At 68.7% G+C, this 14,442-nt stretch carries 6 protein-coding genes; 3 read left to right on the top strand and 3 right to left on the bottom strand.

Going from position 1 to position 14,442, the window contains the following annotated elements:
* The first annotated feature begins 49 nt into the window (after positions 1-49).
* Both ACSQ2G_RS02550 and ACSQ2G_RS02545 read left to right on the top strand, forming a co-directional pair.
* Positions 50-1,585 (top strand): tryptophan halogenase family protein, encoded by a 1,536-nt coding sequence (locus tag ACSQ2G_RS02550; RefSeq protein WP_436028010.1) that lies wholly within the window; start codon positions 50-52, stop codon positions 1,583-1,585.
* Between the two features lie 52 nt (positions 1,586-1,637).
* On the top strand, positions 1,638-4,850 hold the full coding sequence (locus ACSQ2G_RS02545; RefSeq protein ID WP_436028008.1) for a glycoside hydrolase family 2 TIM barrel-domain containing protein: 3,213 nt from the start codon (positions 1,638-1,640) through the stop codon (positions 4,848-4,850).
* 12 nt (positions 4,851-4,862) lie between these two features.
* Here the strand turns inward: ACSQ2G_RS02545 and ACSQ2G_RS02540 are convergent, their stop codons facing one another.
* Positions 4,863-5,678, bottom strand: coding sequence for a hypothetical protein (locus ACSQ2G_RS02540; protein WP_436028006.1), 816 nt, complete (start codon positions 5,676-5,678; stop codon positions 4,863-4,865).
* Between the two features lie 248 nt (positions 5,679-5,926).
* Here ACSQ2G_RS02540 and ACSQ2G_RS02535 point away from each other — a divergent pair, with 248 nt between their 5' ends.
* Positions 5,927-8,866 (top strand): TonB-dependent receptor domain-containing protein, encoded by a 2,940-nt coding sequence (locus tag ACSQ2G_RS02535; protein WP_436028004.1) that lies wholly within the window; start codon positions 5,927-5,929, stop codon positions 8,864-8,866.
* Between the two features lie 853 nt (positions 8,867-9,719).
* Here the strand turns inward: ACSQ2G_RS02535 and ACSQ2G_RS02530 are convergent.
* A complete protein-coding gene (locus ACSQ2G_RS02530) occupies positions 9,720-11,621 on the bottom strand; it encodes a peptide MFS transporter (protein ID WP_436028002.1) in 1,902 nt (633 codons plus the stop codon).
* Positions 11,622-11,672: 51 nt separating this feature from the next.
* On the bottom strand, positions 11,673-14,441 hold the full coding sequence (locus tag ACSQ2G_RS02525; protein WP_436028001.1) for a DUF5695 domain-containing protein: 2,769 nt from the start codon (positions 14,439-14,441) through the stop codon (positions 11,673-11,675).
* Position 14,442: the final 1 nt, after the last annotated feature.

The raw sequence follows: 14,442 nt of genomic DNA, 5'->3' as shown, positions 1-14,442 counted from the left end.
TCGACAAAACACCTTCGGTCCGCACGCAAGACATGGTTCGATCGATCCGATGCTGACCGAAACCTCGCGTGAAGACGGGCCGCTGACCCGCATCGCCATCGTCGGGGGCGGGGCGGCCGGCTGGATGGCCGCCGCGGCCCTCGCCCGCGTGCTGGGTCCCCATGGACCGGCGATCACCCTGATCGAATCCGAGGAGATCGGCATCGTCGGGGTGGGGGAGGCGACCATCCCGCCGATCCGCGCCTTCAACGCCATGATCGGCCTGGACGAGGACGTCTTCGTCCGCGAGACCAAGGGCACGTTCAAGCTGGGCATCGAGTTCGTCGACTGGCGCCGGCCCGGCCACCGCTATTTCCATCCGTTCGGCGTCTATGGCCCCGACTTCGGCCCCACGCCGTTCGAGGGCGCCTGGCGACGGCTGCGTCAGGCGAGCCAAGCCGAGCCGCTGGAAGCCTATTCGATCTGCGCCCAGGCCGCGGCGGCCGGACGCTTCGCGAGGCCCCAGCCGGGCGCGGGACCGCTGTCCCAGCTGGCCTACGCCTTCCATTTCGACGCGGCCCTCTACGCCAAGCTGCTGCGCGCCCACGCCGAGGCGGCCGGGGTCGTCCGCCGCGAAGGCAAGGTGGCCGCCGTCAACCTGCGGGGCGGCGACGGCTTCGTCGAGTCGGTGACCATGGAGGACGGCGAGCGGATCGCGGCCGACCTGTTCCTGGACTGCACGGGGTTTCGCGCCCTGCTGATCGGCCAGACGCTGGAGAGCCCGTTCGAGGACTGGTCGCGCTGGCTGCCCAACGACCGGGCCGTGGCCGTGCCCTCGGCCAACGCCGGCCCGCCGACGCCCTTCACCCGCTCGACCGCCCGGGAGGCCGGCTGGCAGTGGCGCATCCCGCTGCAGCACCGCACCGGCAACGGCTACGTGTTTTCCAGCCGCCATGTCTCCGAGGACGAGGCGACCGCCACCCTGCTGGCCCATCTCGACGGCGAGCCCCTGGCCGAGCCCCGCGTGCTGCGGTTCCAGGCTGGTCGGCGCCCTGCCGGCTGGGTCAAGAACGTCGTGGCCCTGGGCCTGGCCAGCGGCTTTCTGGAGCCGCTGGAATCCACCAGCATCCACCTGATCCAGGTCGGGATCGCCCGGCTGCTCGAGATGCTGCCGACCCGCGCCTTCGAGCCCGCCGACGCCCGCCGCTACAACCGGCTGATGGCGACCGAGTTCGACAGCGTGCGCGACTTCCTGATCCTGCACTTCCACGCCACCGAACGGAACGACACGCCGTACTGGGACCAGCTGCGTACGATGTCGGTACCTGACACCCTGCGCGAGCGCCTACGAATCTACCGCGCGACCGGCCGGGTGTTCCGCGAGAGCGACGAGCTCTTCACCAAGACCAGCTGGCTGGCGGTGCTGAACGGGCAGGGGCCCGCGGTCGACGGCCACGAGCCTCTGGCCGAGGGTTTGCCGCTCGACCAGGCCGGGGCGCGGCTGGCGCGGATCGCCGCCGCGACGGCCCAGGCCGTCCAGCAGATGCCGTCCCAGGCCGAGTTCATCCGCGCCCATTGCCAGGCCGCATCGCTGATCGCGGTTTGATCCAGATTTAGACCGACAGACGGGGCGAGCCGCCCCATGAGAAGAGGTTCGTATGCGACGGATTCTATTGGCGGGTTTCGCCTCGTTCGGACTGCTGACCGCGGCCCACGCCGACGAGGGCCCGCGGGTCCAACCCGTGCAGGTGGACGCCTCGCGTCCGGACTGGGAGAACCCGGCGGTGTTCGCGCGCGGCAAGCTGGCGGCCAGCGCCACGCACTTTGCGTTCGAGAGCCGGGAGGCGGCCCTGGCCGGGGACATGACCCGCTCGGCCCGCTACCAGTCGCTGGACGGGCTGTGGTCGTTCAGCTTCTCGCCGTCGTCGGACGCGGTTCCCGAGGGCTTCGAGAAGCCGGACTATGACGCCTCGGCCTGGAAGACCATCAAGGTCCCGGCCCTGTGGCAGACCGAGGGTTACGACCAGGCCCGCTATAACAACATCACCTATCCCTTTCCGGCCAACCGGCCGCTGATCCCCCACGCCACCAATCCGGTGGGGTCGTATCGGCGGACCTTCGAGATCCCGGCCGGCTGGAGCGGCCAGGACGTGATCCTGCACATCGGCGCGGCCGGTTCGGCCTATCAGGTGTGGGTCAACGGCGTGGAGGCCGGCTATTCGGAGGACTCCAAGCTGCCCAGCGAGTTCGACGTCACCAAGCTGCTGAAGCCGGGGCAGAAGAACATCGTCGCCATCCAGATCCACCGCTGGTCGGACGGCTCCTACCTGGAGGACCAGGATTTCTGGCGGGTGTCGGGCATCGAGCGGTCGGTCTATCTGAAGGCTGTCCCCAGGGCGTCGGCCAGCGACCTGTTCGTCCATGCCGGCCTGGACAAGGCCTATAGCGACGGGGTGCTGTCGACCGACGTGGCCCTGGCCGCGCGCGACAAGCCGGTGACCGTGCGCATGACCCTGCTGGACGGCGACAACACCGTCCTGACCCGAGAAAGCAAGGTCGCGGCCGGCGCGGCCAGGACGGAGACCCTGGCGGCCACGGTTCCCGGCGTGCGCCAATGGACGGCCGAGACGCCCAACCTCTACACCCTGCTGGTCGAGGTGCTGGACGCCCAGGGCGGCGTCATCCAGGCCACGCCGCAGCGCATCGGCTTCCGCACCGTGGAGATCAGGAACGGCCGGGTGGCGGTCAACGGCAAGCCGATCGTCATCCGCGGCGTCAATCGCCACGAGCATGACCCCGAGACCTTCCACGTGATCTCCGAGGCCTCGATGCGCCGCGACATCGAATTGATGAAGCGCAACAACATCAACGCCGTGCGCACCTCGCACTATCCCAACGCCGAGCTCTGGTACGCCCTGGCCGACGAGTACGGCCTCTATGTCATGGACGAGGCCGACATCGAGAGCCACGCCTACATGGACTACGCCAACAAGCATCCAGAGCTGCGGCCCAAGCTGCAGATCGGCTTCGACCCGGCGTGGGAACAGGCCCATGTCAGCCGCGTCATGAACATGGTCGAGCGCGACAAGAACCATCCCTCGGTGATCTTCTGGTCGCTGGGCAACGAGGCCGGCATCGGTCCCAATTTCGAGAAGGCCGCCGCGGCCGCCCGCAAGCGCGATCCCAGCCGCCTGATCTCATACCTGGGCTGGGGCACGCTGGACTGGGAGCACGAGCCCAACGCCTTCGTCGACATCTATGCCCCCATGTACGACGACATCGAGAAGATGGTCGACTGGGCCAAGGATCCGACCCGCACCCAGCCGATGATCCAGTGCGAATATTCGCACATGCAGGGCAATTCCGGCGGCAACTTCAAGGACTACTGGGACACCATCTACCAGTACGACAAGCTGCAGGGCGGCTTCATCTGGGACTGGGTGGACCAGTCGATGTACCGCTACACCAAGGACGGCCGCCGCTACTGGGGCGATGGCGGCGAATACGGACCCAATCCCGGCGGCGACGTCGAGTTCGGCGACGGCCTCAACCAGCCGGACCGTACGCCCAACCCGCATCTCTACGAGGTGCAGAAGGTGCTCTCGCCGATCCAGTTCGGCGGCTTCGACCCGGCGACCGGCCGTGTGACGGTGACCAACCGCCACGACTTCCGCGACCTGTCGGGTTTCGACTTCGACTGGACGCTGGAGGAGAACGGCGTGGTGATCGCCTCGGGCCAGCTGCCGGCCCTGGCGACCGCCGCTCGCGCCAGCCAGACGATCGCCCTGCCGCTGCCCGCCCCGCCGCGCAAGCCCGGCGCGGAGTACTTCGTCACCGTGCGCGCCAAGGCCAAGGCCGGCGCCGTGCCGCTGACCCCGGCCGGCTATGTCGTGGGCTGGGAGCAGTTCGCGCTGGCCGCGACGCCGGCCTCGGCGGTCGCCCGCTCGGGCCCGGTGTCGCTGGCCGAGAGCGGCGCGGCGATCACCGCCTCGGCCGCCGGCGCGACCCTGACCATCGACAAGGCCACCGGCCTGGTCGCGGGCTACGCCAAGGACGGCGTCGTCCTGGCCAAGGGCGGCCAGCCCAACTTCTTCCGCGCCGAGACCGACAACGACACCCTGAACGGCATCGTCTCCCAGCAGCGGCCCTGGCAGGCGATGACCAATACGCGGCAACTGCGCGGGCTGACCACGCGCAAGACCGACGGCGGGGTCGAGATCGTCGTCGACTACGCCCTGGGGGCGGGGGCGGCCCGTTTCGTGACCACCTACACCATGGCCGGCGACGGCTCGGTGGCCGTGGCCGGGGAGCTGACGCCGCTGAAGGACGACCTGCCGCCCCCCGTGCGCGTGGGCCTGTGGTTCACCGCCCCGACCAGCCTGAAGACGGTCGAATGGTACGGCCGCGGGCCGCACGAGACCTATGTCGACCGCTACACCTCCGCCCCGATCGGCCTGTGGCGCGGGGCCGTCGCCGACCAGAACCACGACTACATGCGGCCCCAGGACACTGGCAACAAGATCGACGTGCGCTGGATGGAACTGAGCGGCGGCGGGACAGGCCTGAAGGTCACCGGCGAAAAACCGCTGATGATGAACGCCCTGGCCTTCCCCTACCAGGACCTCTACCGCCGCCCGCCGGGAGCGTGGAAGTCCACCGACATCGTCCCGCACGGCGAGGTCACCCTGCTGGTCGACTCGGCCCAATGGGGCGTGGGCGGCGACACGGCCTGGAGCCATGTCGGCCTGCCGCACATGAAGTACCGCACCAGGCTGGAGCCGACCCGCGTCGCCTTCCGCCTGGAGCCGTTCAGTGGCGAGGGGACGCTAGCGGACAAGGCGCGTCCCGCTCGGGCCACCGAGGTGCAGTAGGCGGGGGCCTGTTCAGCTTTCCGTGTAGCGGAGCAGGAGCCAGTCGAGGCCGGTGAGCAGCCTCGCCAGCTGATCGGCCGCGGTCGGCGGGGTCTTGGCGTAGAGGGCGGCGAGCTCCGTCGCGAGGGCTCGCGCCTTGCCTTCGTCCAGGGCGGCCGCGCGGCGAAACCCGAGCAGGCGCGCGCCGATCCCGAACAGCGACAGGCCGTGTTCCGCCTCCAGGCGCCGCGCCAGGACGAGGTTCTGCATCGGGCTGAGGTCGGACTGGAAATAGCCGTTGGGAAAGGCGGCGATCGCCTCGGCGGCGGACTGGACCGGCGCGAATTGAAAAAGGACCTCCTGCTCCCGCGCGATCCCCAGGGCGGCCTCGGGGTCGGTGTTGATCGTGACCAGGTCGTTGGCGTCCCCGGACGTCTCCCAATCCAGAAGTCCGAAAACCGCCTCGAGCCGGATGTCGCGGGCGCGCGCCAGGAGGTTGGCCAGGCGGATGGGGAATTCGGCGGGCGTGCTGAGATAGCCCTGGTGCTGGCCGTTCTCGAACACCTCGGGGCCGAGCCCGGACAGGTCGTGGCCCTCGACCTCGTCCAGCCCGTGATAGTCGGTACCGTGGCCCGAGGTGTACGAGGCCTGGCTCAGGTCGTCGAGCGAGGCGAGCACTCGGTGGTCCGGATGGTCCCGCTGCAGGCGGGCGTGCAGGGCGAGCAGGTCCGCGAACGACGAAAGACCGCGCGCCGTCAGGCCGTCGCACAGCAGCGGGCTGAAGGTCCGGGGCTTCGCCTCGCTGAACGGGACGAGTTTCAGCGGCTTGCCGCGCGGCGATCCGAACATGAGGGCATCACGCCACCGCGCCTCCCGTTGTCAAGCACGGCCAGTTTCGCGGGGCGACGAGGGCGGCAACGTCCTCCGCGCTCCGCGATTCCGCTCGCGCCGTGGCTTCCAACTGCCGCCGGATCAGGCCGCTCGCCCACTGTTATATGTATATCGTATAAGATATTTGACATAAATAATATTATCGTGCCTTCCTTCTGGCCGAGACGCGCCTGTGGGAGGCGCGGTCGTTCTGGAGGGGAATTTCCATGCGCAGCAGACTGGCGCGCCTTGATCTGATGGCGGGAGCCGCGGCCGTTGCGGTCCTGTCGGTCGCCGGGCCCCCCGCCGCCTTCGCCCAGCAGGTCGCCACGGCCGAAGAGCCGGCGACCCTGGACGCGGTGGTGGTGACCGGATCGCGCATCAAGCGGCCCAACCTGGTCTCGGCCAGCCCGATGACCGTGGTCGGCGACGACGAGATCAAGTACCAGGGCGCCACCTCGATCGAGAGCGTGCTGAACCGCCTGCCGCAGTTCACCGCCGATTCCAACGAGAACGGCTCGAACGGCTCGGACGGCACGGCCCGGGTCAACCTGCGCAACATGGGCTCCAGCCGCGTGCTGGTGCTGGTCGACGGCCAGCGGATGCTGCCGGCCGAGACGGCGGACGTGAACTTCATCCCCAGCGCCCTGGTCGACCGGGTGGACGTGGTGACGGGCGGCGCGTCGGCGGTCTACGGGTCGGACGCGGTGTCCGGCGTGGTCAACTTCATCCTCAAGAAGGACCTCAACGGCCTGCGGCTGGACGCCCAGTACGGCATCGCCCAGCACAAGAACGACAACGGCTATCCCCGGTCGCTGATCACAGCGGCGGGCTACAAGCTGCCGGACAGCTCGGTCACCGACGGGGCGCGGACCGACGTCAACCTGGCCTTCGGGATCAATGCGCCGGACGGCAAGGGCAATGTCACCTTCTATGCCGGCTATCGCGAGCTCAAGCCGGTCACCCAGGACAGCCGCGACTACTCGGCCTGCGGCCTGAACCTGACCGGACCCCAGAGCAACGCCCTGGTCTGCGGCGGCTCCAGCAACAACGAGTACGGCCTGTTCACCCTGCTCAGCGGCCCCAACGCCGGGTCGACGCTGAACAACACCAAGGACGGGAACAAGACCTGGGTCCCGTACGACAGCTCGTTCCTCTACAACTACGCGCCCACCAACTACATCCAGCGCTCCGACAGCCGCTACACGGCCGGGGCGTTCGCGCACTACGAGATCAGCAAGGCGGCCGAGGTCTACGGCAGCTTCATGTTCATGGACGACCACACCTTCTCGCAGGCGGCGCCGTCCGCCCTGTTCCAGGGGACGACGTTCAAGATCAACTGCAACAATCCGCTGATGTCGGCGTCCCAGGCCGCGACCCTGTGCGGGTCGGCCGCGGGCACGGACGTCAACCAGGACACCTTCATCGGCTACCGGCTGACCGGGCCCGGCAGCTCGCCGCGCCGGGACGACCTGCGCCACACCGACTACCGGATCAACCTCGGCTCGCGCGGCGAGATCGCGCCGGGCTGGACCTATGACGCCGGCTTCCTCTACTCGCAGGTCGTGCTCGACGAGAGCTACAAGAACAACGTCGACAACGCCAAGGCCGCCAAGGCCCTGCAGGTGGTCAATGTCAACGGGACGCCGACCTGCAAGTCGGTGGTCGACGGCAGCGATCCGAGCTGCGTGCCGATCGACGTCTTCAAGTACCAGGGCCTCAGCGCGGCGGCCTACAAGTACCTCTACGCCCCGACCTACACCCACGGCGTCCAGCGCGAGAAGGTGCTGAGCGCGAACGTGAACGGCGACCTGGGCCAGTACGGGATCAAGAGCCCGTGGGCCGACGACGGCGCGGCCGTGGCCCTGGGCGTCGAGCATCGCCGCGAGGAGCTGAAGTTCGAGGCCGACGCCCTGGCCCAGGCCGCCGGCACCAAGGAAAACGCCGGCGCCTTCAGCGTCAACGAGGCCTATGGCGAGGTGGACCTGCCCCTGGTCCAGGACGCGCCGTTCATCAAGAGCCTGTCGGTCAACGCCGGCTATCGGACCTCCAAGTACGACTACCTCGACAAGCGGGTCTCGACCTACAAGGTCGAGCTGCAATATGCGCCGACCTCGGACATTCGGTTCCGCGCCAGCTACAACCGCGCGGTGCGGGCGGCCAACATCAGCGAGCTGTTCGCGGCCCAGGGCCTGGGCAATGTCTCGGCGGTGGACCCTTGCGCCGGCGCTACGCCGACGGCGTCGGCCGCGGCCTGCGCCCTGACCGGCGTCACCGCCGCCCAGTACGGCAAGATCCCCGAATGCCCGGCCGAGACCTGCGTCACCCAGGGCGGCGGCAATCCGGACCTGAAGCCGGAAGTGGCCGACACCCGCACGGCCGGCGTCGTCCTGACCCCGCGCTTCCTGCCGGGCTTCTCGATGTCGCTCGACTATTTCGACATCTATGTCGACCAGTACATCGGCTCGGTCGATGCGCCGACCGTGATCAACCAGTGCGTCCAGACCAGCAATCCGTACTTCTGCAGCCTGTTCCACCGCGACCCGACCTCGGGCGTGCTGTTCGGCGATCGCGGCTACATCGTCGCCACCAACCAGAACACCGGCTTCCTGCAGACCTCGGGCCTGGACGTGACCGGCAACTATCGCCTGGACCTTTCGTCCCTGACCAAGGGCGGCGACTGGGGCAGCCTCGATTTCAGCTTCGTGGGCACCTACCTCAACAGCCGCAAGATCGAGCAGCTGCCGGGCCTGGGCGCCTATAACTGCAAGGGCCTGTTCGGCCCGACCTGCGGCCAGCCCAACCCGGCCTGGCGCCACCAACTGCGGACCACCTGGAGCCTGCCGTGGATCCCGGCCACGGTCTCGGTCAACTGGCGCTATTTCGGCGGGACCGACCTGTCGAGCAACAACAGCAACCCGTTCCTGCAGGGCGACTACGTCGAGATCAATCGCAAGATCAAGGCCTACAGCTACTTCGACCTGGCGGCCAACTGGAAGGTGCGCGAGCAGCTGTCGCTGCGCGCGGGCATGAACAACGCCTTCGACAAGGATCCGCCGGTGATCGCGGCCGGCCTGCTTAGCTCGTTCGGCAACGGCAACACCTATCCGGGCGTCTACGACCCGATGGGCCGGACCCTGTTCGTGGGCCTGACCATGGACTTCTGAGGCTTTCACTTCTCCCGAGGATCGGCGACGGCGTCGCGGGTCCTCGGGCCATTCTCCCCTAGGTGAACTCAGCAGCCACCGCGCCCAGCGCCGGTGGCTGTCTTTTTTGTGGCCTCCATCCCCGCGCTTCACGGGGATAGCCGAGGGGCGAGCTCAACGATTTCAAGGCCCTGCGATTTTCTCGCTTTTCTCGATCCTCACCCTCCCCGACCGCCCGTATCCTGATCCCACCTGAAAGCACGGGAAGGGCGCACGTACGGCGACCGATGCGGCTTTCGGGGGTGGTCGAGCGGGACGTGTCCGTCGGCCGGTTGCGCGGGGCCCGTCGGGCCGGCGCGGAAGGCGGGAGGATCCGGATGGACCTTCGGCTTTCCGGTCGGACGGCGGGAACATCCTCGCGGAGCCGAAAGACGGTCGCCACAGGCACGGGCTGAAATCGCCCATGCGGTCCGGAGTGTTAGCCAACGCTCCGCCCGTCGGGGGCCTCCATCGGAGCGGGTTAAAAATCCGCGACCCGAAGGCTTCCGGATAACGGTTCCACGCGAAGCGCTCGTCTTCGTCGAAACGGTACTCATAACTGCAAATCATCCGGGCGAGGCCCGGGCGCTTCGCACCCTTCCCATTCGCTCAGCGAGAGATCGCGTGAGGCGGCGAAGCCGTGCATCCAAGATCCTCCCCCTGTGGGGGAGGTGTCGGCGAAGCCGACGGTGGGGGGAGTGATCGGCAGGCGACCGCAACCCGGATCGACGATCCTAAGACTCCCCCCACCGATCGCTGCGCGATCGCCTCCCCCACGGGGGAGGGTCTTGATCCTCTGAGCGGCAAGTCGCCAACGAACGGGCCGCCCAGCGGTTCAGCCAGCGTTCGTCGCGGTGTCCACCGGCGCATGATGGTCGGTCTCGTCCGAGCCGTGCGACCATCTCTTGAGGACCGGCGCCAGGGCCAGGAAGCCCAGGCCGATCACCATGGCGATCCCGCCGATCCAGTTGAACACCACCAGCGACCGGGCCAGGGCCGCGCTCGGGTCGAGCACCTGGCCGCCGACCGTCTCGGTGGCCGTCAGGCCGGCGATGAAGCCGCCCACCTTGCCGGCGATCGACACGGCCATGAACCACACGGCCATGACGAACGACACCATGGCCGCCGGCGACAGCTTGGTCATCTGCGACAGGCCGACGGGCGACAGGCACAGCTCGCCGGTAGTGTGCAGCATGTACATCAGCAGCAGGAAGATCAGCGGCATGCGGAAGGCGCCGTCGACCAGGTGCGCGCCCAGTTGCAGCAGCAGGAAGCCCGCGCCGACCTGCAGCAGGGCCAGGCCGAACTTGATGACCGGGTTGGGGTCCTTGCCGCGCTGGCCCAGCCAGGTCCACAGGAAGGCGAAGACGGGAGCGAAGATCAGCAGCCAGCCCGAGCCCAGGGCCTGGGTCTGGGCGGCGTTGAAGCTGGTGTTGATCCAGAAGGTCGAGGCCCGGTCGATCCCCGCCGCCGCCAGCTGTTCGGGGGCGGCCAGGGTAATCGCGCCGTTCAGCAGCCGCACCGGCCGGGCGACCAGGTCCAGGTCGACATTGGTGGCCGCGAACAGGTTCAGCGACGAGCCGGCCTGGTCGAACAGGGTCCAGAACACCACCGCGCCGAAGATCAGGAACACCGCCAGGCCCAGGCGTTCGCGCTCGACCTTGTCGCACTGGGCGATCATGAACCACAGGATGTAGCCCAGCGAGGCCAGCATGCCGGCGATCAGGGTCCAGTTGACCATCACCGTGTAGCGCACCAGCAGGCACACCGCCGCGACGCCGACCAGGGACAGGGCGTAGATCAGGCCTTCGCGGTTCAGCGGACTCAGCAGCGGCTTGTCCAGCTGCCGCGGGACCGGCGGCTCGCCCTTGCCCCGCAGCAGCGGCTTGCCCAGCACGAAGACCACGAAGCCCGCGATCATGCCCAGGCCCGCCAGGCCGAAGCCCGCCCACCAGCCGACTGTCACCCCCAGGAAGCCGCAGAGGATCGAGGCCCAGAACGAGCCGAGATTGATGCCGTAATAATAGAGGGTGAAGCCCGGATCCCGCCGGCGATCGCCCGCCGGATAGAGTTGGCCGACGATGGTCGAGATGTTGGGCTTGAGGAAGCCGACGCCGACGATGATCAGGGCCAGGGCGAACCAGAAGACGTTCAGATAGAGCGGGTCCCGCCCCGTCACGCCCAGCTGGTACTGGCCCTTGGCCAGCACGGCCGGGATCGGGGCGTCGGCCGGCAGGCCCCGCACGGCGAAGTCGCCGGACTTGGAGGCCGCCACGGCGTAGGGCCTGGCCTCGACGACCAGCTTCGAAACCCGGCCTTCGCCGCGGCCTTCCGACACGAACTCGTAGGTGTGGCCGCCATAGGTCAGGGTCTGGGTGGCCGGCGCGCCCTCGATCGCCATGGTCAGGTGGCCGGCGATCAGCAGGAGGGCGCCGAAGATCACCGCCTTGCGCGCCCCCAGATAGCGGTCGGCCAGGAAGCCGCCGATCAGCGGCAGCAGATAGACCAGCGAGGTGTACGACCCGTAGTGGGCGCTGGCCGTCTTCGGGTCGAACAGGAAGTGCTGGGTCAGGTAGAAGATCAGGATGCTGCGCATGCCGTAGTAGGAAAAGCGCTCCCACATCTCGGCGAAGAACAGGATCAGCAGCCCCCGGGGGTGATCCCGCAGCAGCTGGATCAGCACGGGGACGCCGGTCAGGATCGTGACCAGGACGCCCATGACGATGACGATGTTCATGGACGAGCCTTGCGCTGTTCGATCCTGGTCATGTCGCCTGGTCCTCGCCGATCAGTTCGGGGTCAGCTCGATCGTGCTTGGCCCATCCTTCAGGGGCAGGGTGTAGGCCCCCCGCTCGAAGGCCGCCCCGGCCGGGCGATAGGGGCGGGCGCCCTTGGTGGTGGCCTCGACCAGCAGCCGGGCCGCCGGCGTCGCCGCGTCCCGCGCCGCCAGGGTCAGGGTCAGCTTACCGGTGGCCGGGGTGTAGGCGGCGGCCTCGATCTTGCCGGCCTCCAGGGTCAGCCAGGCGCCGATCGGGGCCACGAACAGGCGGGTGCGCGCCCCGTCCTTGGGCTCGATCCGCACCACGCCGTCGGCCTGGCTGACATTGCCGCCGAAGCCCAGCCAGCCGAACGTCGGATCGTTGACCAGGTAGGTCGCCGCCGCATAGGCATGGCCGAAGAAGCCCATGCCGTAGTCGCCGCTGTAGGGGTCCCAGGACATCATGTCCGGCGCCGAGTGGAAGGCGGCCGACGAGAAGCCTTCCTGGTCGATGTTGGTGACGCCGCCCATCAGGCCGCCATAGGCCACCCGCAGCAGGTGCAGGTCGCCGGGGTCGGCGCGGTAGGCGTCGAACAGCGGCACGGCGTTCAGGGTCGAGCCGTAGTGGTGGATCTGCCGCTCGATGCGCGGGACCTTGCCGCCGTAGAGGAAGTCCCAGTAGCGCCGGGCGTTGCCGTTATAGCCCCAGCTGGGGATCGTCGGGTCATAGGCGAGGATCACCTCGCGGGTCTCGTCGGCCTGCTTCTGGTGGCCGAAGAAGCGCATCCAGGCATAGACCTCGGCCTGGCCCGTGGAGTCCCAGGCCATTTCGCTGCCGAACGGGTAGGGCAGGGTCTTCCAGTGGTCGGCCCGGCCCTTCATCAGGGTCTCGAGCTCGTCGGCCTTGGCGGTCAGGCCCTCGCGGCGAAGATCCTTCAGGATGTCGACGAACACGTCGCCTTCCATCTGGCCGAACTGGGCGTAGTAGGGCGCGTCGCGCATCATCGCCACGGCGGTCGTCTGGGCGTGGTCGAGGTACCAGCGCCAGTCGTGGGTCTTGACCAGGCCGTCGTGGTTGCGGGCCAGGCGATAGAGCACCCAGTGGCCGATCGCCACGTGCGGATAGTTGTAGGACCGGCCCAGGTCGCCGGCGTCCTTCTTCGACCACGAGGTCCAGGACTTCCAGTTGGTCTTGGGGTCGTAATAGGTCGGGAATTCGTCGGGGGCGTAGTAGAACAAGCTCTTCTTGACCGCCCCGGCGTGCTCGCCCTCGGCCACCTGCAGCCCGCCGACGATGGTCTCGTTGACCACCCGCTCCAGCTTGGCCACCTCGCCGGCGTCGGGATTGTCCAGCTGCTTCATGATCGCCGCGACCCAGCTGCCCGCGCCGCCTTCGTCGCTCATGCCCGAGATCCAGACCCGCGGATCCTGGGTGACGATCTTGTCGGCTTGGCGGTCGTAGGTGAGGATGCCCGGCGAGCGCTTGAACGGGTCCGACGGGTCCTCGAACCACTGCCTGGTCGTCGAGAAGCGGCCGAGGTCGGCCATGGTCTGGTCGAGCGGCTTGGTGATGAAGTAGGAGACGGTCTGGACGGTGTCGTCGGCATAGGTGATCGACAGGGTGGCCCGGCCCCAGCCCGAGGCTCGGACGGCGTAGCGCGACCATCCCGAACCGGACTTGACCGGCGTGGCGGCCAGCGCCCCGGCCGGATAGCTCTCGATCTTCGCCACCGGCTTGGGCGACTTCAGGAACAGCGCCGCCTCCTGGTCGGTGGGCACGACATAGCCGGGGACGCCCACGGCGACGGGGCGGCCGTTGGCGACCAGGGTGTCCTCGATCGCGCGGATCGACGGCGAGGTGACCAGGCGCACGCCGATCGTGCGGCTGGCGCCGGGGGCGAGGGAGAAGCTGGTGGGCGTGTTCCACTGCTCGCCGGCGGTCTTCCAGTCCTGCTCGGCGAAGCCCTTGCTGGCGACCGTCCAGTCGTAGAAGCCTTCCGAGGTCTGGCCCCGCTCGCTGCGGTCGGTGAAGATGTCGCCGGGCTTGGCGCCGCGGCCGGCCTGCTGGATCGGCCTGTACGCCTCCAGCGGCGTGGCCTTCTCCGGCAGGACCAGCAGGGCGGGACCCTTGCCGTTCAGGCGGGTCACCTGCAGGTGGCCGGCGTCGCGGCCGATATAGGGATCGACGAAGCTGGCCTGGGCGTGGGCCTCCTCCAGCGAACGGTCGGTGATGATGTTGTCGAACACCATCGGCAGGCCCAGGCCGCCGACCTCGACGGCCTGCTTGGACGTATTGGTCAGGACGAAGCGCAGGGCCAGGGCTCCGCCCTCGGCGACCCAGCGGCGTTCGACGCGAAGGGGCGAGTCCGCGCCCAGGGAGGCGGTGATGTCGGCCGCCGCCAGGGTCGCGCCGCCGGCCGGCAGGCGGCGGATGGGCTTGCGCTGATGGGCCGAGCTGAAGTCGCGCCAGGCCCCGCCCTCGGTGCGCAGGCGCAGGTGGATGTCGCCGACATGGACGTAGCCGTCGCCCTGGCGCTCGGCTTCCCGAGCGCCAGGCGTGAAATCGAAGCCGGCGTCTGCGGTCGGCGACAGCCGCGCCAAGGTCTGGGTGTCGGCGCGCAGCTCCAGGCGGAACTGGGCGGTGCGATAGGTGGTCCGGGCGATCGGCGCGAAGACCTTCTTGGCCGGCGCCGGAGCGGGCGCGGACTCCTCGGCGCGGGCCAGGCTGGTCGCGCTCAGGCCCAGCGGCGTGGTGGCCAGCAGCAGGGCCGTCAGGGCCAGGGGGCGAAGGTTCGTCATC

The sequence above is a fragment of the Caulobacter sp. LjRoot300 genome (assembly GCF_964253875.1).
Classification (GTDB): domain Bacteria; phylum Pseudomonadota; class Alphaproteobacteria; order Caulobacterales; family Caulobacteraceae; genus Caulobacter.
The sequence above is the reverse complement of the archived record's forward strand: the minus strand, read 5'-3'. Positions and strand labels throughout refer to the sequence as shown.